This window comes from Flavobacterium sp. GSP27 (assembly GCF_003970395.1).
GTDB lineage: Bacteria > Bacteroidota > Bacteroidia > Flavobacteriales > Flavobacteriaceae > Flavobacterium.
This window is the reverse complement of sequence record NZ_RYDP01000002.1, coordinates 259,681-279,744: the sequence shown is the minus strand read 5'-3', so window position 1 is coordinate 279,744 and position 20,064 is coordinate 259,681. Positions and strand designations below refer to the sequence as shown.

Here is a 20,064-nt window from a genome sequence, read left to right as displayed (position 1 = left end):
TCCCGGTAATCATTTGTTTGATACATTAAATTGAATAATGATTTTTTATAAGGAATAACGAATCCAAGCAAAATGATTAAAATAAAAAAATATGCAGCAATCGATATTGGATCTAATGCCATGCGCTTGCTAATTACAAATATAGTAGAACAAGAAGGCAAAGAGCCACAGTTTAACAAAAGTTCCTTGGTTCGTGTTCCTATTCGTCTTGGGCAAGATGCTTTTACCGTTGGTGAAATTTCAGAAGAAAATATTGAAAGAATGTGTGATGCCATGAAAGCTTTTAATCTTTTGATGAAAGTTCACAAAGTAGAATCCTATAAGGCTTTTGCTACTTCAGCCATGCGCGAAGCCTATAACGGTAAAGAAGTTGTGGCAATAATAAAGAAAAAAGCCGATATAAAAATTGAAATTATTGATGGTAAAAAAGAAGCAGCCATAATTGCTTCTACTGATTTACATCATTTATTAAAGACGGATCAAACCTATCTTTTTGTAGATGTTGGTGGCGGAAGTACGGAGTTTACATTGTTTTCGAATGGAAAAATGAAAAATTCAAGATCCTTCAAAGCCGGAACCGTACGTTTATTAAATGACATGGTTTGCGATGTAGTCTGGGATGAAATAGAAAAATGGATTAAAACAAATACGCAGGAATACGATGAAGTTACCTTAATAGGTTCTGGCGGAAATATTAATAAGCTTTTTAAAATGTCCGGAAAAATACAAGAAAAGCCCTTGTCGTATATTTATATGAATTCACAATACGCTTTCCTGAATTCCCTTAGTTACGAGCAAAGAATATCTGAGCTGGGATTAAATCCGGATCGTGCCGATGTAATTATTCCTGCAACCAGAATCTATCTGAATGCTATGAAATGGAGTGGTGCCAGAAATATTTATGTTCCTAAAATTGGACTTTCAGATGGTATTGTAAAAGCCATGTACTACAATAAAATTTAAGTTTCCAATCTAAATTATGTGTATTATGCATCTAAATCTAATCCAAATGTTGTTCGTAACAGATCAATATTTGGATTTATTTCATGAAGTCTGTTGTAACGGTCTTGGTCATTAAAATTTTTTCTGCTTTGAATACTTTCATTTACAATCACTTCAATTGTAATGTCGTGATTGTGTAAATGCCCTTTTAAATATCCCAAAAGCCCATTTAATTCTTTTTCAAAATCAAGTTTTGATCCTTCATTGGGCAACTCAATTGTGATGGCAGTCCCACTTAATACCGGATCATTAATGAGCAGGAGTGATTCCATAATTCGAAACCCTTTCTCTCCTAAGCGTTGTGCATATTTATTCCAATACAGCAACATTTCAGTCTCGCTAAAAGTTTCTGTAGGCAAATTAAGAACTTCTTTTATTATTCCTTTATTGCTTTCTTCTAAAGCTTTTTTTGCCCGAATACTGGATAACGAAAAAGCTGAAATCTTAGGCTCGTTTCCTGATGGGTTATGGGTTATGGGTTTTGGGCTTTGGGTTTCAGGTTGAACAACTTCAGGTTTAAACTCTTCGGCTGAGTTCTGGGAAACAGTTTCGGATTTGGAAACTGGAACTTGATTTTTGACATTGCCATTGTTTTTTTGAATTTCTACTATAGCGTAATCATTCTTCCTGTAATAAGTAGGTGGAATTATAAATTGGTCAACTTTTTTTTTTCTCCATCAAAAGTGATAGAGGCCAGTTGCATAAGGCAAAGCTCAACAAGAAGTCGTTGATTTTGACTCAGTTTGTACTTTAAATCACAATCATTTGCTATTTCGATTCCTTTCAAGAGAAAATCTTGACTGCAATTTTGCGCTTGCACGCCATACATTTGTTGTGCTTGTTCTCCAACTTCTAATAAAGATAAAGTTGCAGGTGTTTTAGAAACCAGTAAATCTCTAAAATGAGAGGCTAATCCGGATACAAAATGGTGTGCATCAAATCCTTTGGCAAGAATTTCGTTGAAAGCGATTAATAATTCCGGAATTTTGTTTTCCAAAATCAAATCTGTTACATTAATATAGGTTTCGTAATCCAACACATTCAAGTTTTCCGTAACGGCCTGACGTGTCAACTCTTTTCCACAAAAAGAAACTACTCGGTCAAAAATAGACAACGCATCTCGCATGGCACCATCAGCTTTTTGAGCAATGATATGCAAAGCGTCATCTTCAAAATTTACGCCTTGACTGGCAGCCACTTCAGCAAGATGTTCTTTGGCATCCTTTACGGTAATTCTTTTGAAATCAAATATCTGACAACGAGAAAGTATCGTTGGAATAATTTTATGTTTTTCGGTCGTTGCCAAAATAAAGATGGCGTGTTTTGGCGGTTCTTCCAATGTTTTCAAGAAAGCATTAAAAGCTGCGGAAGACAACATGTGAACCTCATCAATAATATACACTTTGTATTGTCCCGTTTGTGGCGGGATCCGAACTTGGTCAATCAAATTCCTGATGTCATCAACAGAGTTGTTTGATGCGGCATCCAATTCAAAAACATTAAAAGCGAAATCTTCATTTGGATCATCGTATCCGGGCTGATTTATTTTTCGAGCCAAAATACGCGCGCATGTCGTTTTGCCAACGCCGCGAGGCCCTGTGAATAATAGGGCAGAAGCCAAGTGATTGCTTTCTATGGCATTCAATAAAGTATTGGTAATGGCTTTTTGTCCTACAACATCTTTAAATGTTTGAGGACGATATTTACGGGCCGATACTACAAATTGTTCCATAGAATTTTATTCGAAAGCAAATATAGGTTTTAATTTAAAGATGGAAAAATTTAAGTATTGAAAGATTTTATAATTTTTCAAATGGTTTTTATTTCCCAAATTCTCTAGCCCAGATAGAAGAGAAAATCAGATTTTTAAGTGTTTTTTTTTAACGGTATTATGTGTTACCTAAAGTTTGGATTGTCCACCGGTTTCGATGCATAATTTTTCTAAAACAACTGCGGCGTCATTATTTGAATTTGCCGAAAAACCAGCTACAAAAACCCCTTTTTTACCAGAATCAGAGCTGATTCCATATACTACTGATTCTTCGTCAGGATCAGTATCCCCTTCGTAGCGGTAGACGTGATTTACTTCAAATTTATGTGGATTAGATTTAATATCATCTTGATGAATATTAAAATCATAGGTAAAACCTTTTTCTTTTAGATCTTCTAAGGCTTCTATTACGGTGGTATAATGGTACATTGGTTTCATGATTAATGAAAGATTTATTATTATTTATAAAGGTAACTAATTTATTATTAAGTCATTGCGAAAAGGATGTTAAAGTAAATAATCTAAAATGACGATACATGAAAAAATATTGTAATTTTGCACCGCAGACCGCCTTATCGCTGTTTTGAGCAATCAAAAGAGAGGAAAGTCCGGACACCAAAGGGAAGCATAGCGGGTAACACCCGTCGGTTCAAGTAATTGGATTAGGACAAGTGCAACAGAAAGTATGTACAGGTAATGCTGTAGTGAAACCAGGTAAACTCTATGCGGTGAAATATCAAGTATATCAGCATTTAAGGGCTTCTCGTCCGTTGTTGAAGGGTAGATAGCTTGAGTCCCGCAGTAATGCGGGATCTAGATAAATGATAAGGCTCCGACCCGATAGCTATCGGGATTCGGAGACAGAATCCGGCTTATAGGTCTGCATTTTTTTTAAAGATTTAATAAAATTTAGGATTGTAAAATCTAAAAGGAAACCATTAAGATATTAGTTTCATTAAGTTCCACGGCTTAATTTTCTAAATTCCTTAATGGTTTACTTTTTTAAATAGTGCTTATGATAACACGAATTGGAATTTTAGGATTAGGTGGAGTAGGCGGTTATTTCGGAGGATTATTAGCCAAAGCTTATTCTGAGTCGGATGCAATCGAAATTGTCTTTATTGCTCGTGGCGAAACCCAAAAAGCAATAGCCCAAAAAGGTTTGAAAATTATTTTAGAGGAGAGTGAAACCATTGTTTTTCCTAGTTTAGTTTCTAACGATCCAGAAGAAATTGGGGAGCTGGATTACCTTATTTGCGCCACTAAAACCTATGATATCGAAAAAAGTTTTGAATCTATAAAAAACTGTATCACTCCAGATACGATAATTCTTCCTTTATATAATGGCGTTGATGCCACGGCACGCATACAAATACTATTTCCTGAAAATAATGTATTACAGGGTTGTGTGTATATTGTTTCGATGATTGTTGCTCCCGGTGCGATCAAAAAAATTGGTGCTTATGAAAAATTATTCTTTGGTTCAAAAAATGCTCCGGTTTCTAAGTTAATAGAATTACAATCTATCTTCGAAAAAGCAAATATCGAAAGTTATCTTGTTGAAAATATAGAAGAAACGATTTGGGAAAAGTTTATTTTTATTTCAGCTCTGGCTTCAGCAACTTCATGTTTGAACCAAAACATTGGAGGAATTTTAAATAATCCTGAAAATAAGGCAGTTTATAGCTCATTATTAAACGAGATTTCTGCTGTTGCTTTAGCAAAAGGGTTAGCGATGCCAATTGACATTGTTACTCAAACTATTGCTAAATTAGAGAAGTCCCCACAAGACAATACATCATCCATGCATAGAGATCTATTAGCAGGGAATAAAACGGAAGTGGGTTCCTTGACAGAATATGTAGTTAATGAAGGTTTGAAATTCGGGGTTGATACTCCAATATATAAGCAAATATTGGAGCAATTGTCTTAAAATTGTTTCCGGAATTATTCTTCGTCACTATCGATTTGGTCTGATTCATTTTCAGAATCTTCCTCGCCAGAGCCAATTTCGAAGAAACTAAAAATGGAACCACCATAACTTTTTTTAAATGAAAAGTGAATCATGTGATCCAGTTTGGTATATTTAGAATGTTCAATTACCATCATTCCCTCTTCATTGAGCAGTTCTTTTTCAAAAATCAATGAAACAATTTTTTCAAAAGTATTCTGGTCTAATGCATAAGGTGGATCTGCAAAAATGATATCGTACGAAGTTTTACACCGTTCTAAATAGGTAAAAACATCACTTTTTGTAGCAGCTATATTAAAATCATATTCGGTTGCCACTTGTTTGATGAATTTTACACAACCAAAATCCGCATCGACAGAGGTAATTGGGGTGCTGCCACGAGAGGCAAACTCGAAACTGATATTCCCGGTTCCGGAGAATAAATCTAATATTTTTAGTCCTTCAAAACTGAAATGGTTGTTCAAAACATTGAATAATGCTTCTTTAGACATATCGGTAGTGGGACGTACTGGGAGTCCTTTTGGCGGAAAAATGCGTCTTCCTTTGTATTTTCCTGAAATGATTCTCATGAGTTGAAAAGTATAAAATGATTTCTGTTTTCGGCCTCAGAAAAATAATTGTTCCATCGCAAATCTTCCACATCAATTAGGGAAACATTGCGAATGTATTGGTAAGCTATTTTGAAAAAAGCACTCTCGGTTTCAATTTTCCCTATCATTTCCAGATGAAAGTTCTCTGGATTTAAATTCAATTGTTCGGCTGTAAATAAGATGTAATACATAAAATCTTCAGGTGTGCTGTATTCAAAAGAATTGAAAAGCAATAATTTTTGGTTTTGAACCACAATGATTTCAAAATGACCTGAATTGAAATGAATAAACATCTTTTTTTGGTCAATGTTTTTGGAGGCAACCAAAAGTTTCGAAACTAAAATACTATTGGCGTGTTTATAATCAAAAGAGCCAAACTGATCAATAAAAAAATTATTGATATTCACGTACGGAATATAGACGGCATTCATTTGATTATTTGGTATTTCATCAAACGCAAAAAAATCAGTTTCAAAAACCTTTGTATTGTATTGTAAGTAACTTCCTAGAAAGTTTTCGTCAAAAAGTGCTGTAGGTACAAACGTAGAAAGATTGTTGTTGTGGATCACCAGAACGGCGTCATAGGTATCCTTTAATTCTGGATAATTCTGAAAGGCATTGGCAAACAAATCTTCAATTTTGGTAGTGGTGTCAAATGGATCAAAATGTATCTCATTGAATGAAATAACAGTGTTGTTCAGCATATCAAATGTACAAAAAGAAAGTCCCTTCAATGAAACTTGAATGGAAAGTTTTTTATAATTTTTTTCGACTATGTTCATAATAAGATTGCTTTTTCTAAACAACGCAAACTTACAAATTTTAAAATCAATAACAATATCAATTGCAATGTCAATGGCCAAAATCAATAGTAATAATTGAAAATTGAAATTGCTATTGACATTGAAATTGAAAAAACATTCTCTACCTTGCATGTAAATTATACCAAATGAATTCCTCCTCTTTTTATAGTCTTTTACAAAAAAAATTTCCTTTTCAACCTACACACAAACAGGATATTTTTTTTCAAAAAATAGCTATTTTTTTAACGGACACGCATAACGATACCATTTTTGTTTTAAAAGGATATGCGGGAACCGGAAAAACTACCGTAATAGCTACGATTGTAAATAGTTTAGTAGAAATCAATAAAAAGTATGTTTTATTAGCACCAACAGGGCGTGCGGCAAAAGTGATTGCTAATTATTCCGATAAACCGGCTTTTACAATTCATAAAAAAATCTATTTTCCTAAGAAATCTTCCGGAGGTGGCGTCTCATTTACTTTGCAACAAAACAAACACACCAACACGATTTTTATTGTTGATGAAGCTTCGATGATTTCGGACACCAATTCCGATTCTAAGCTTTATGAAAATGGTTCTCTACTGGATGATTTGATTTCCTATGTGTATTCAGGCACGAATTGCAAAATGATTTTACTGGGAGATTCGGCTCAATTGCCGCCGGTAAATTTAGATATCAGTCCCGCATTAGACATTCAAACATTAAGTATTAACTACAATAAAGAAGTCGAATATATTGAGTTGGACGAAGTGATGCGTCAGGAAGAAAATTCGGGAATTTTGCACAATGCCACGGAACTTCGAGAACTATTGAAGGATTCTTTTATAACTGAATTCAAATTTGATGTCAAAAAATTCAAAGATATTGTGCGCCTAACTGATGGCTATGATATTCAGGACGCCATCAATTCTGCCTACAGTAATTATAGCATTGAAGATACTGCTTTTATTGTTCGTTCCAATAAAAGAGCGAATCAATATAATGAACAAATCCGAACCAAAATCCTCGATAAAGAAAGCGAACTTTCTACAGGTGATTTTCTGATGGTGGTGAAAAATAATTATTTCTGGTTAAAAGATTCTGATGAAGCGGGTTTTATTGCTAATGGTGATATTATCGAAGTCTTGGAAATTTTCAATATCAAAGAATTGTATGGTTTTAAGTTTGCCAAAGTAAAAATCAGAATGATTGATTATCCCAATCAGATCCCGTTTGAAACAGTATTGTTATTAGATACCATAAAAAGCGAATCGCCATCATTAACCTATGAAGAGTCCAACCGATTGTATCAGGAAGTGCTGAAAGATTACGAAGGTCAAACAAAATTCAATCAGTTCCAAAAAGTAAAAGCCAACGAATATTTCAACGGCTTACAAGTAAAATTCTCGTATGCCATAACCTGTCATAAATCACAAGGCGGGCAATGGAATACGGTTTTTATAGAACAACCGTATTTGCCGGACGGCATCAATAGAGATTATATTCGGTGGTTGTATACCGCAATGACCCGAGCCAAAAACAAATTATATTTGATCGGATTTAAAGATGAGAATTTTGTGGAATAATTTTAAAAATAACCGCAAATTCGCAAATTTTTCTATTTAATTTTTAATATATAATTTGCGGATTTGCGGTAAAAAAAATAGCTATGAACACACTAAACGACTTGCTTAAAATTTCAGGCTCTTTTTTGAATACAAGTTATTGGGGATTCTTCTCGTATGACGCCGGTAAAGATTATGTAGATCTACTTATTTTGTTTTTTCGAGTACAAATTCCAAAGTATCTACAAAAGCACCATCGATACCATTATCGATTTCAAAATTCTGGTAGGAGGGACTTGCCTTCATCTGTAAATTTTCCAATTGAAGTGAATCCATTTTCGCAACATATTGTCCCGATTTTAAACCCAAATAACTAAAATAACCATCGGGTTCCGAAAGAATACTGGCGATTAATGTATCGTGTAAATCATAGATAGCGACTTTTAAGCCTCCAGTTCCCAGAAGTTGCTCATTTTCTTTTCGATACACCATTCCGGAAACTTCTCCCACAACCACAACCGGAATTTCAATTATTTTTAATTGATTGGGATTTAGTATACAATTTAAAGTTTTGTTATTTATGCGCCAAGCAATAGAATTAACTTTGGCGGTATTAAGTTCCACATAATTATTAATATAGGGTTCTAATCCGGTTATTATGGTGGTTCCATCGGGATTAACGAGCTGACGGTCACCGCCCATTACTATGATCTGGACTCCTTTTACCAGAGGTTCTTTGGCCTCTTTTTTTCCATTTCCATTGATATCTAAAAACGGAACAAATTTTACACTCGCTCTGCCCACACTTATTTGGTTATTAAAACGCACAAAATTAGCTTGGGGTTCGAAGATTAAGCTTCCGCTGGCAGATTGTGAAAAAGAAGCACTATTTTTATAAAAAACACTTGAAAATCCAGTATTGATATGATCGAAACTATGTGTAAAACTAATTTGAAAACTACTGTTTTGATTCTTAAAATTATAATCTAAAGAGGCTTGAATATAGCCTTTTTTAAAAATTGGCTTTCTCAATTGTGTTTGCAATGTCGTCATGGCATTGGCATCATATCCATAGCGCAATTGGGGAACAAGGACAAATCTTTTAGGAAGTTGGAATGAGGTAGAAATATTGCTGTATACCGATGGTTTTTGGTTTTTGGTAAAAAAGGCATTGGTGGTAAAATTAAAATTAAATCCAAATGAATTTCCCGAGAGTAAAAATTCAGAAGTGGTAAATTTAGTGGTACTAAATAGGTTTTCTTGAATGGTAAATCGGGAAGTTCCCGAAAAAAAAGAACTGCGATGTGGCATGGAAATACTTGCTTTCCGCATTTCGGAATAATTGAATCGAACGGCTTGTTGGTTCTTATCGTATTTGCTATAATCAAAGTCAAAACGAAGGTTTTTGGGTGTCGTATAATTCAAATTGAGATCATACAGCACTTTTGAATAATAGCTTGCCGTAAGAAATAATTGAGACGAGAGTCGAAAGGATGAATTCAAAAACGGAATACTTTTATTCGATTCTAAAGAGGAAATATATTCTATTCCACCTCCCAAAGTGACGTGATTAGAAAGTCCATAATTTACTTTTGCACTGGTAAAAATACTGCCTTTGCTATCCTCAATAATCCCGGAACTGATCGTGTATTCTACCTCCTTTTTTGGAAGGAAAAGAGCAGGAACTACAAATTGATTGCTAAATAACTGCTCTTCGCCCCAAGGTCCATAATATCGGAGTGTAACTTCGGTACGACCGTACATTAAAGGAACGTTGAACGAAAAGAAACCGTTGGCATCTGCCTGAAGATAATCAATTAATACATTGTTGATGTAGAGTTCCACCGTCCAATTGGCCTGGGTATGATCGCTCAAGATATACGTGCCAAAAGATTTTCGGATTTGGGTAGAGGCATTCGTGATCTGAGCTCCGATAATGGGAAACAAAATTGTCGCTTTGGAAGGAGCTGAAATTTTTCCTAAAGTGAACTGCTTAATATATTTGTTTTCATTGTTCACATAGCGCCATCGATAAAACTGGTTTTTGGCCACTATGGGTTGGTTGCTGGTGTAATTTAGCAAAGTGGTCAATTCACCTCCAGCTACAATGCCGCCTAAATTGAGGAGTAATCGTTCTGAATGACTTCCTTCAGATTGTTGTATGGTATTAACAGCCCAATTAGCTGTTCCAAAATGAAGTAGTGGTTTGTCACGTACGATAGTTGTGTCCGCTTTAAATTCCATTTTCATTTTGTTGATGTTATCGCGCATTTCTAGCAATCGGGCTTCTCTAATGGCGGGAAGTTCGAGTTTTGAGACCATTTCAACGGATAAACTCCTAAAGCTAAAATTATTTTCGAGCCCAAATATTTGATTGAAATAAGAAGCGTTTAAAAATAAATTTGTTTTGGTACGAATAAAATCGCTTGGTTTCAGGGTGTAAACTTCCTCTTTGTAGCTAATGGTGTTGGTGTTTTGGTCAATTTTGAAGGTGTTATTTTGATTAATAAAAAAACCTTCAATAGTAGTAAAATTAGAATTGGGTATATTTCGTATTTTAATATAATCCAAAACTTCGGATACCGAAAGATAGACTTTAGATCCGCATATTACCGAGGAAATTTCGGTGGCACCAATGTATTTTACCTGAAGCAGCACTAAAACTTCATCGCAATCTTCCTCTTGTGCAGTAGCAGAAAAGGCTATCATGGAGAAAAGGAATAGAGATATGATGTTGTACAATTTAGTCATAAAGAACGAAGAGTAGCAAGTACTTTTGCTAAAGGGAATTATTTTTTTAGAGAACTGCCTGAGTTGCGTCTATGAATATTAATTAGAATTTGTTTGATCAGTAGTGTTTTGAATTCGGATTTTTTCTAAACTAGCTGTCAAAGTTCTTGTGAAGATGTCAAGTTCAGTAACAGAATCTTTTAAATAGATACTTAAACTTTCTAACTCTTCTTTTGATATAGCTTTAGAATCAATATGATTTGTCAAACCTTGCATTCTAGAAATAGGACTTCGAACTTGATGGGAAACTTGAAAAAGCATTTCAGTAATGGATTTTAGGTATTTCTGTTTTTCTGTATCTTTTTGTAACAAGATTTCTTTGTATCGTAGAATAATAAAGCACGATATCCAGATAGAAAGAATGGATAAGAATTTGTTAGTAAAAACACTATAATACATTTCGATATGGTAGTAATCAATGGTATCAATAAGTGTTAAAATAGTGCATATTATGGCAAGCCTTATTATTTTATCTTTGTCTAAAGTATATGAAATAACTAAAGGAATTATATACAAAACAGCTATTGCTACTCCTAGAGGTACTTTTAAGTCTAATATGAATATAATTAGAACGATACTTGTTATAAGAATTTTTGGCATTATTAATTTTCTGTTCTATTAAATAATATATAAATCAAAAGGTTTATCTGTAATATAATTCTTTTGCGATTGCACTTATCTCATTATCATGCTTTGTTTTAGAAAAAAACGATGTCTTTCACGGCGTAATTTATCTGAAAATATTTTGATGTTTTGGTATGGTATTTTTTATCGTAATGTTTTTCAAAAAACAAACAAAATTAACAAACAGATGATTCTTATTTATTACTATTAATTTCCGTTTCAAGTGAATATTCTTCGTTGTCTGACAAATTAAGGAAGGCTTCAGCATAAGTAGTTTCTTGATTTGGGGTAGAATAGATCACCTGTAATTTTCCCTTGCTGTAATCAATACCTGGAATAGTATTGAGTTTAATTTTGGTTTTGCGCAAATTTCCAGGAGCATATACTGCAAAGCCTTTTATTAGTCCCACATTAGTACTAATTCCCTCAGGATAAATATAATTGACATTCAGTTCCCCATAAGCAGATTGATTGCCTGTGCGGTGAATATCCAAGTACAAATCCTGTGATGGCAGCAATGCCAAATTAGATAAGGTCACCGCGGTAGTTGCTTGTCCTATCGTAATAATATTGGCGATTAAAATCCCATAAACAGGTGTTAATTGAATGTCTATACTTTTTGGCTTGATCGTATCTGTTGCGGTGGTTTCGTTTTCTAAAAGTTTCGTTTTAGGAACACCTCGAAAATACAGATGAGAGCGGTATTCGCCTTCTTTTAATTCGCTGGTTTTGATGAGTTGGATTTTTACGGTTTGCGATTCATTAGGTGCCAGAGTGATAGTTCTGGGATAATAACGGAGATAAGGTGAGGCAAAATTTTGATTTTCTTCTGGTTCTTCTATCGTATTGAATTTACCATCTTCATCCATTTTAATCTGACTGTAGGATAATCTGTAGGTTGTAGTATCTTTCCCGGTATTGGATAAATTAACATTTTGTACCCGGCTTTGAATTCCGTCAAAGACAATGCGTTTTGGGAATACCATTAAATCTCCTTGGGCCAGTAAAGGAAATGAAAAATTTAAAAAAAGAACCAGAATAAGAATACTTTTTTTAGTCATGAGGGTTTTAATTTTGTGGTATTTTGTTTTTCTATTTAATGAATTAAGCTCCTTAAAATTTAATTAAAAAGGGTGTTTATTTCTAAGCACCCTTTTTATTCAATTTAGTTGTAATTTACCGTAACAGCAAAACCACCCGAATTTACATAGGTACCGACCACTTGTGCAAGTCCAACGGTTAACGTAGCTCCAACAGTAAAGGCTTGTGATCCAGCAGTTAAAGTTCCGGAAGTTCCAATTGAACTTACAAAAGAAGCAACTGACATAGTTTTTAATCCTGTACCTGTAGCTGCAGTTGTAAGTTCAAGAGCACTAGTAGGCAATGTAATTGTATAAGCATAAGCTCCTTCACCTGATACTGCAAATGCAGCAGCAGCAGGAGATCCAGTAGCAGAAGTCAATTTAACTCCTCCAGTAGATGATCTAACAGCTGCAGGAGTCATAACAAGTGTACCCCCTTCAGTAGATAAAGTTGCAAAGGAACCAAAATTTAATGCGGTCGAAGTAGTAATTTGAATTGGAGCTACAATAGTTGTAGTGGTACCAGTTGAATTTACTGAAGATGGTGCATTTTGTGCCAAAGCACTTGTACTAAACACAGCAGTCAAAGCCATAATAGATAAAAGTGATGTAATTTTTTTCATTGTAAAAATAATTTGGGGTTAAAATTAAGGAGCAAGTGCAGGTTTTGCCCTGGTCCTTAATCAGTTTAAATAATTTGTTTTGTATTAGCAAAAGTGCCAATTCCGGAGCAAATGTATTTAGTCCGTTAATATATGTAAAACGAGAAGTAATAAATGATGGCTACTAAGTCATAAGTGAAAAGGAACCGAAGTAAGAATTATTTGATAAAAATTTAATAAAATCTTGGTTTTTATTGTATTCATGCTTTTTAAAGGCTTTAAAAAAACATTAAAAAGTTAAAATTAACTAAAAGGACTTGAATTTTTAATAATTAAAGTTCTTATAAAAATGTATTATTGCTACAGTTATGCGTTCATTTATTGTATTTTCTTAAAAGGTTTAAAAAGATAATTTATAAACGAATGGAACTAGTTTCGAAAATTAAAAAAGAGTGTCTTTGCGGTTTAAAATAAGTTATTTTTAAACGTTTCAAAATTAGCATCATTTGAGTATAATTCGATCCAGAAATTCTTGTGTAATAGGTTTTTGCTGAAAGGAAACTACATTTGGGTCCCTGCAAACACGAATAATATCATGATTATCAATCGTGTTTGAAACAATAAATACTTTAACCTTATTTTTTAAAGTAAGCGGAAATTTATCATAAGCTTCCAGAAATTCAAAACCCGAAAAATGGGGCATATATAAATCTATAAAAATTATCTCAGGCAGCTGACCATGTCTTTCTTGATTTTCTTCTAAATATATCAGTGCTTCCCTTGCAAGTGAAAACTCGACAACCTTTTTTCCAAAATTATTATGGAGAATTATTCTAGAATTAATGTAGCGTTCAATTGGATTATCATCAATTAATAGCACTTTTTCGAATTTTGCTTTCAACTCGGTTTTCATGGTTTTAGTATTTAAGTGCAGTCATACAGGAAATATTTATTAGTTTACAACGAAAAAGAACTCCTATCATTTTGTGTAATTGTTATTCTTTAAGTTTAATAAATTTATTAAAATCATCTTGTCGTCTTTTGGCAACAGCCAAAAGTACACCATTAGGAAATTCGCAGAAATACCCCTCTTTTTTAGAAATTTTTACTATGTGACGCAGATTAATAATATACGAGTGATGAATTCTAAAAAAATAGTTGGGATCGAGAATTGTACTGTATTCTCCTAAATTTTTACTCGATACGATTTTTTTACCATTTTGTAGAAAAAAAGTAGTGCACCTTCCTTCGGCCTTACAGTAAATTATTTCCGACATAGGAATGAGTTCAATTTTATCCAAGGAGGAAACCGCAACATAGTCGTTTGGCTGATTTAATGAGTTTAATAGCTCAAGTGCCTTGATTACCTGATTTTGATAGGATCGCTCCATTTTAATTCTTTTAATAGCTTTGTATACAGCTAAAAGAAGAGAATTAAAATCGACAGGTTTTAAAATAAAATCAATCGCATTTTGTTTAAATGCGATTACAGCATTTTGTTTATCGGCAGAAATGAATACCAGTTTAGGAATACTCTGTTCTAATTCATTGAGCATATCAAAAAAAGTATCATCTGTAAAGGAAATATCTAAAAATACGAGATCTGGTTTTTGTAATTGTATACTATTGATTCCTTCAATTATAGAGCTCGTTTCGTTTACTATTTTAAGAATTATAAAGTTTTCTTTTTCAAATTTTTTAATAATTTGTAAAGTGTCTTTTTCTTTCGTAATAATTACGGCATTAATAGGTATCATAGGTGTGGACTTAAGGGGTAATTGATCTTTAAAACCGATGAATACCATTAGATATTAATCTATAGTATTCATTTTTAGAATGTTATAAAAAAAATAAAATAATATTTTTGTGTATCTAAAATAAAACAATAAATGGCAATAGTACTCAGCAGTTCTTTAAATAAAAATAAAAGTAATAATCGTTACGTTTCCTGTATTAAGTGTTGTTAAACAGTGTGTTTTTGCTAAAAAGGGTATCTTTTAGTTAATTTAATTTGGTGTTTCCATTAACACAATGGAATTTCCTATTTTTTATTGTAAAAGGATTGAGAATTTACAATCAAATAGTAGTCTTTTGATACTTTTAATGGTAATTTTAGAATTATATATTTTATTGATTTTAAGAAAGTTAGTGTTTATTTCTGATAAAAAAAAATTTTAAAGTATATATTTTCCTTTGAGTCCTAACAGTAGAGTAAGTTAGTTATGATCTGAGATTATTTTATTTTATCTAACCGTGTAAGAGCGCTACACCATCCTTCTCAAAAAATAAACAATTTGAATGAAAAATGGATTTTGAATTTGGCTTTTTATTGAAGTGTTTTGTTTGGTTCAAAACTAAAAATATAATGATGAATAAGCCGATAAACATATTTTAAAAATATATATGTTTATCTGACACCTAAAGTATCTTTTTCACTAACATATTTTACGCTTTTTCATTTTAAAAAATCTATGTATAACCCGGGAATCCGTGCCAGTTTTCTTTTAATAGGAGTAATTACAGAAAGACATAAAATTAAATATGGTTGTCCGTTACTTGTACCAAACTACATTTTACAAATGAAACTTAGCTCTTTTGTCATTTGACCAAAGGGAGAAATCACATAACGAGAGCAACTGATATGATTTCTCCTCCGTCGAAATGACAAAATAAAACGCAATGGTATTAGTAACGGATAGTCATAAAATTAAAAAATATTTTTGCATTGTGGTAAGCTAAAGATAATTAAACAAGACCGCTAACTTAATAATGCAATGTAATTTAGCACTAAATTATTTTTTCTTACTTGTAGCAGCTTTATCGGTCAAGAACAATAATTCGCCATCCGATGGTTTAATTAATTGCATAGGATATTTTTCGGGATTATACGCTCCATATAAAACTTCGTTTAAGGCATAGGCTTTATTTTCTCCAAAAGTCACTACTACAATCTGTTTCGCTCTATTAATAAGAGGTGCAGTTAGAGTTATTCGAAACATAGTTTGAGACTCAAGATAATAAGCTGCTACCCACTTATCCTGTTCTTGCAATACGGCTTGCCCTGGAAAAAGAGAAGCAGTATGGCCATCATCGCCCATTCCTAATAAAATAAGGTCAAATTGTCCGTCCTCGCCTGTTATATTTTTAATAGATTTTTCATATTCCAACGCGTAATCCTCAGGAGTAACACCTTCTCTATACATTGAAAATATATTGTTTTTTGGTATATTTACAAGACTTAGTAGCGTATCGTTAGCCATTTTTGCATTGCTAAGTACATCATCAAGCGGTACCCAGCGTTCGTCACCCCAAAAAATAAAAATCTTTTCCCAATCTATTTTTGTCTTGTAGGAAGCTGTTGCCAAAAGGGCATAGATAGCTACAGGTGAGGAACCGCCGGTAAGCGCTACGACAAAGCGACCGCGTTTCTGTATTGCTTTTTCTGCAGCAGCTACAAATATATTGGCAGCCTGGCTTGTTATGTCTTCCTTAGTATTAAAAATTCTTACCATCAGCTGCTACTTCTACTTGTTTTGTTTGTACTGCTTTCTTATCTTTTTCTGCCTTGTCCGCTTTCTCTGCTTTCTTTCGTAGCTTTTCTTCTTCGGCATCTAGTGTATTTGATGCCCAAGAATGCCCCTGACGAGCAAGTAATTCATTTGCCGCTTCAGGACCCCAGCTTCCAGCTTCGTATTTGTGTAGACTTGAAAATTTATCGTTTTCCCAAGCATCCTGAATGGATGTTACCACATCCCAGGCTTCTTCGACCTGATCGGAGCGCATGAATAAAGTTGGGTCTCCCTGTAAAGCATCTAATAAAAGGGTTTCATAGGCTTCAGTTGCTTGGGTAGAGCATGAAAAATAGTCAAAAACCATTTCAGCTGGTTTTAACGAAAGAGACAAGCCTTGTTTTTTAGTCATAAACTGCAGCCTAATATCCATTGCGGGCTGAATGTTTATGATTAATCGGTTTGGCATCATTCCTTCTTTTCCAAAAGAAAAAGTAGAATGGGGTACCGGTTTGAATTGTATAACGATAGAGGATTGTTTTTCCTTCATTCTTTTACCTGTTCGAACGTAAAAAGGAACACCTTGCCAACGCCAGTTATCCAAATAAAATTTCATGGCTACAAATGTTTCTGTGATGGAATTATCCTTCACCCCTTTTTCTTGCAGGTATCCAGCTATCGGTTTTCCTTTTATCGAAGCTTTTTCGTACTGGCCTCTCACTGTGTAGTGTTCTACTTCATCAGGAGTTATACGGCGTATTGCTTTTAAAACGTCAGCTTTACGGTTTCTGACCTCATCAGCTTGTAAGGAAGTGGGGGCTTCCATGGCTACCATCGTTAGAATTTGCATTAGGTGATTTTGTATCATATCCCTTAATGCTCCGGCACCTTCGTAAAAACCACCACGCTCTTCAACACCCACTTCTTCGGCAACCGTAATCTGTACCGAATCAATAAAGTTACGGTTCCAGAGCGGCTCAAACATTGAATTTCCAAAGCGGAAAGCTAGGATGTTCTGTACAGTTTCCTTGCCTAAATAGTGGTCTATGCGGTAGATTTGTTCCTCTTCAAAGGTTTTTGCTAATAGCTTATTTAAGAGCTCGGCAGAACTTTTATCATAACCAAACGGTTTTTCAATAATAATACGATCCTGTTCCGGATTCGCGGCAAGATCTAATTTCTTAATATTATTAGATATGGTTTCAATGAAAGAAGGTGCTATTGAGAGGTAAAAAAGTCGGTTGGCACGTACCCCAAAAGACGCATCTATGGCGTCCAACTTTTGTTTCATCAACACGTATGATTCTTCTTTGTCGATATCATTTTGCAAATAAGAAATATGAGAAGCAAATTGTTCGAACTCTTTTTCGGAGGCTATTTTATTTCTCGAAAACTCATTTAGGTTTTCACTGACATGGTTTCGGTAATGCGCATCACTGTTTTCGGCCCTTCCTAAGGCAATGATCTCAAACTTTTCCGGCATACGACCATCAAGATAAAGATTATAAAAAGCGGGGAAAAGCTTTCTTTTAGCTAAGTCACCGGTAGCTCCAAAAACAAGAATGATGGTTGGGTTTATAGTATTGAGATTATCCATTATGTTCCATTTAAAATTTAGTCATTCCACTCGGTGTGAAATATACCGTTAGTATCAGTACGCTCATAAGTATGAGCCCCGAAGTAGTCGCGTAATGCCTGTATCAGATTAGTAGGAAGGTTTTCTGATCGATAAGCATCAAAATACGCTAAGGAGTTCATTAGACCGGCAATAGGTATCCCTTTTTGAACGGCAAATTGAACGGTATTCCTTATGCTGGATTGATTCTCATTTAAGGTCTTTGCTATGCTATCATCGAGCAGTATGTTTTTCAGTTCACTATTTTTGGCGTAAGCCTTTCGGAAATCTTCCAATACTACCGAACGAATAATACATCCACCACGCCAAATTTTAGCGATTGTCTCCAAGTTCAATTCGTAATTATATTCTTTTGAAGCTTTTGTTAGCAAGGCTAATCCTTGGGCATAAGTAATTAATATGGAAAAATATAAAGCCCCTTTAAGTGTTTCTATGGCTGCAGGCAAGTCAGTATTGGTTTGTTCTGCATTCCAAATTAATTTTGAGGAAGCCTCAATTCTTTCCGGTTTATTTTTAGACATTTCCCTCATTGCAACGGCAGCATCTACGGTTGAAAGGGGAACTTCTAAGTCCATGGCATTTTGAGAAGTCCATTTTCCTGTTCCTTTGGATTTTGCCCAGTCGGAGATTAGATTTATTAATATCTGGCCGTCGGTATCTTTTTTCTTCAGGATGTGTCCTGTTATTTCAATCAGGTAGGATTCGAGTTCGGTGTTATTCCAGTCTTCAAATACTTTTTGAATTGTAGTGTCGTCTAGTTCGTATCCGCGTTTCATAAGATCGTATGCCTCTGAAATAAGCTGCATAATCCCATATTCAATTCCGTTATGCGCCATTTTCACGTAGTTTCCTGCAGATCCGTTGCCTAAGTATTCTACGCAAGGTTCTCCATTTACTTTAGCAGCAATGGATTCAAAAATAGGACGTAGCCTTTCATAGGCTTCTTTATTACCCCCAGGCATAAGGCTAGGGCCAAAACGGGCTCCTTTTTCGCCTCCTGAGATTCCCATTCCAAAGAAGTGGATTCCCTTGGCCGATAATTCTGTATATCTACGGTCAGTATCAGTAAAATATGTATTTCCGCCGTCGATAAGAATATCTCCTTTATCTAGGTGGGGCAGTAGGTTTTGAATGACAGCATCAACAGGTTTTCCTGCTGGTACTAATATCATGATAGCCCTTGGCTGTCTGATAAGTGCAACAAAATCTTCGACGGCTGTTGTGGCTTTGATTCGGTGTTGGGAATTCGCTTCTTTTGAAAGTGAAGAAACTTTATCCGCATCTAAATCTAAGCCTGCTACAGCATGACCTTGGTCGGCCATATTTAAAAGTAGATTACGACCCATTACTCCTAGGCCCACTATGCCAAAATCGAATGTATTCATAATTAGTATGTAAATTTATTATTAGAAAAAAAAAGGCTGGACTTTATTTATAAAGTCCAGCCAAAATTAGTCAATTATTAGGCTACAGTAACACTATTTATAGCTTCTTTTAATGCTTTTGCAGCAGCAGCTGGATCTTCAGCACCATAAATGGCACCACCAGCAACAGCTACATCTGCACCAGCAGCTACAACATCTTTTATTGTATCAATGTTTACACCACCTGCTACAGAGAATGGAACTTTTGCTAGTCTACCTTCACTGATAAGTGTTTGTACAGAATATCCTGCTAATGTTTGTTCGTCAAGACCAGCGTGTAGTTCAACAAACGCAACTCCAAAAGCAGTTACTTCTTTTGCTCTTTGTACTCTATCTTTAACTCCAATAGTATCAACTACTACTTTTTTACCATATTTTGCTGCAGCTTCTACCGCGCCTTTTACAGTTGCATCATCTACAGCACCCATAACGGTTACTAGATCTGCTCCAGCTTTAAATGCAATCTCAGCTTCTAGAAAACCGGTATCTGCAATTTTCATGTCTGCAAAAATTAATTTGTCAGGGAAAGCAGTTTTCATTGCTGTTACCACACTAAGTCCTTCCGATTTAATAAGCGGAGTACCTAATTCTATAATATCTACGTAAGGTGCTACTTTGTGTGCTAGTTCTAATGCTGCTTCTGTAGTAAGTAAATCAATTGCGACTTGTAATTTTGTCATGTCTAAAATGTTTAAAAAAATTAATAATATTA

The 20,064-nt window shown here is 34.4% G+C and carries 18 protein-coding genes and 1 other RNA gene; 4 read left to right on the top strand and 15 right to left on the bottom strand.

The genetic code is table 11. The features are described from left to right. Positions 1-72 precede the first annotated feature (72 nt). The gene (locus tag EKM05_RS03230; RefSeq protein WP_126553444.1) at positions 73-963 is read left to right on the top strand and encodes a Ppx/GppA phosphatase family protein; all 891 of its coding nucleotides are present in this window, start codon (positions 73-75) and stop codon (positions 961-963) included. Positions 964-986: 23 nt separating this feature from the next. On the opposite strand, the gene EKM05_RS03225 is transcribed toward EKM05_RS03230, so the two are convergent. The 3 genes from EKM05_RS03225 to EKM05_RS03215 all read right to left on the bottom strand — a co-directional run bounded on the left by EKM05_RS03225 (position 987) and on the right by EKM05_RS03215 (position 3,211). Continuing rightward, on the bottom strand, positions 987-1,361 hold the full coding sequence (locus EKM05_RS03225; protein WP_231507343.1) for a DNA polymerase III: 375 nt from the start codon (positions 1,359-1,361) through the stop codon (positions 987-989). A gap of 287 nt (positions 1,362-1,648) precedes the next feature. Next, entirely contained in the window at positions 1,649-2,734 is a 1,086-nt protein-coding gene (gene dnaX, locus EKM05_RS03220) for a DNA polymerase III subunit gamma/tau (protein ID WP_126514976.1), read from the bottom strand. A 168-nt stretch (positions 2,735-2,902) separates the two neighbouring features. Beyond that, a complete protein-coding gene (locus EKM05_RS03215; protein WP_126459229.1) occupies positions 2,903-3,211 on the bottom strand; it encodes a hypothetical protein in 309 nt (102 codons plus the stop codon). Positions 3,212-3,332: 121 nt separating this feature from the next. On the opposite strand from EKM05_RS03215, the gene rnpB reads away from it, so the two are divergent. After that, positions 3,333-3,664, top strand: an RNA gene (gene rnpB, locus EKM05_RS03210) — RNase P RNA component class A. Between the two features lie 124 nt (positions 3,665-3,788). Beyond that, positions 3,789-4,706 carry a ketopantoate reductase family protein gene (locus EKM05_RS03205; protein ID WP_126553442.1) on the top strand — a complete coding sequence of 306 codons (918 nt, stop codon included), beginning with the start codon at positions 3,789-3,791 and terminating at the stop codon, positions 4,704-4,706. 14 nt (positions 4,707-4,720) lie between these two features. On the opposite strand, the gene EKM05_RS03200 is transcribed toward EKM05_RS03205, so the two are convergent. Together EKM05_RS03200 and EKM05_RS03195 are read right to left on the bottom strand one after the other, a co-directional pair. Next, on the bottom strand, positions 4,721-5,314 hold the full coding sequence (locus tag EKM05_RS03200) for an RsmD family RNA methyltransferase (protein ID WP_126553440.1): 594 nt from the start codon (positions 5,312-5,314) through the stop codon (positions 4,721-4,723). Beyond that, positions 5,311-6,117, bottom strand: a complete 807-nt coding sequence (locus EKM05_RS03195; protein WP_126553438.1) for a DUF3822 family protein — start codon at positions 6,115-6,117, stop codon at positions 5,311-5,313. The genes EKM05_RS03200 and EKM05_RS03195 overlap by 4 nt, the downstream gene beginning before the upstream one ends. Before the next feature lie 167 nt (positions 6,118-6,284). Between EKM05_RS03195 and EKM05_RS03190 the strand changes: the two genes are divergently transcribed. Then, positions 6,285-7,706, top strand: a complete 1,422-nt coding sequence (locus EKM05_RS03190; protein WP_126553436.1) for an ATP-dependent RecD-like DNA helicase — start codon at positions 6,285-6,287, stop codon at positions 7,704-7,706. A 186-nt stretch (positions 7,707-7,892) separates the two neighbouring features. Here EKM05_RS03190 and EKM05_RS03185 read toward each other — a convergent pair whose 3' ends face one another. From EKM05_RS03185 to hxlA, 10 genes are all read right to left on the bottom strand, one after another. Continuing rightward, positions 7,893-10,394, bottom strand: a complete 2,502-nt coding sequence (locus tag EKM05_RS03185; RefSeq protein WP_126553434.1) for a hypothetical protein — start codon at positions 10,392-10,394, stop codon at positions 7,893-7,895. Positions 10,395-10,514: 120 nt separating this feature from the next. Beyond that, positions 10,515-11,075 (bottom strand): hypothetical protein, encoded by a 561-nt coding sequence (locus EKM05_RS03180; RefSeq protein ID WP_126459244.1) that lies wholly within the window; start codon positions 11,073-11,075, stop codon positions 10,515-10,517. Between the two features lie 218 nt (positions 11,076-11,293). Then, positions 11,294-12,160 carry a molecular chaperone gene (locus EKM05_RS03175; RefSeq protein WP_126553432.1) on the bottom strand — a complete coding sequence of 289 codons (867 nt, stop codon included), beginning with the start codon at positions 12,158-12,160 and terminating at the stop codon, positions 11,294-11,296. Between the two features lie 104 nt (positions 12,161-12,264). Beyond that, the gene (locus EKM05_RS03170; protein ID WP_126553430.1) at positions 12,265-12,804 is read right to left on the bottom strand and encodes a DUF4402 domain-containing protein; all 540 of its coding nucleotides are present in this window, start codon (positions 12,802-12,804) and stop codon (positions 12,265-12,267) included. 481 nt (positions 12,805-13,285) lie between these two features. Next, positions 13,286-13,696 carry a response regulator gene (locus EKM05_RS03165; RefSeq protein ID WP_126459254.1) on the bottom strand — a complete coding sequence of 137 codons (411 nt, stop codon included), beginning with the start codon at positions 13,694-13,696 and terminating at the stop codon, positions 13,286-13,288. Positions 13,697-13,778: 82 nt separating this feature from the next. Then, positions 13,779-14,540, bottom strand: a complete 762-nt coding sequence (locus EKM05_RS03160) for a LytTR family DNA-binding domain-containing protein (protein ID WP_126553428.1) — start codon at positions 14,538-14,540, stop codon at positions 13,779-13,781. Between the two features lie 1,035 nt (positions 14,541-15,575). Beyond that, complete coding sequence (gene pgl, locus EKM05_RS03155) at positions 15,576-16,295, bottom strand: 6-phosphogluconolactonase (RefSeq protein ID WP_126553426.1); 720 nt, start codon at positions 16,293-16,295, stop codon at positions 15,576-15,578. Continuing rightward, positions 16,279-17,889: a glucose-6-phosphate dehydrogenase gene (gene zwf / locus EKM05_RS03150; RefSeq protein ID WP_126553425.1), complete on the bottom strand. Its 1,611-nt coding sequence runs from the start codon at positions 17,887-17,889 to the stop codon at positions 16,279-16,281. Before zwf ends, pgl begins: the two co-directional genes overlap by 17 nt. 17 nt (positions 17,890-17,906) lie before the next feature. Next, the gene (gene gndA / locus EKM05_RS03145; protein WP_126553424.1) at positions 17,907-19,313 is read right to left on the bottom strand and encodes an NADP-dependent phosphogluconate dehydrogenase; all 1,407 of its coding nucleotides are present in this window, start codon (positions 19,311-19,313) and stop codon (positions 17,907-17,909) included. A 77-nt stretch (positions 19,314-19,390) separates the two neighbouring features. Next, positions 19,391-20,032, bottom strand: coding sequence for a 3-hexulose-6-phosphate synthase (hxlA, locus tag EKM05_RS03140; RefSeq protein WP_126451662.1), 642 nt, complete (start codon positions 20,030-20,032; stop codon positions 19,391-19,393). Positions 20,033-20,064 lie beyond the last annotated feature (32 nt).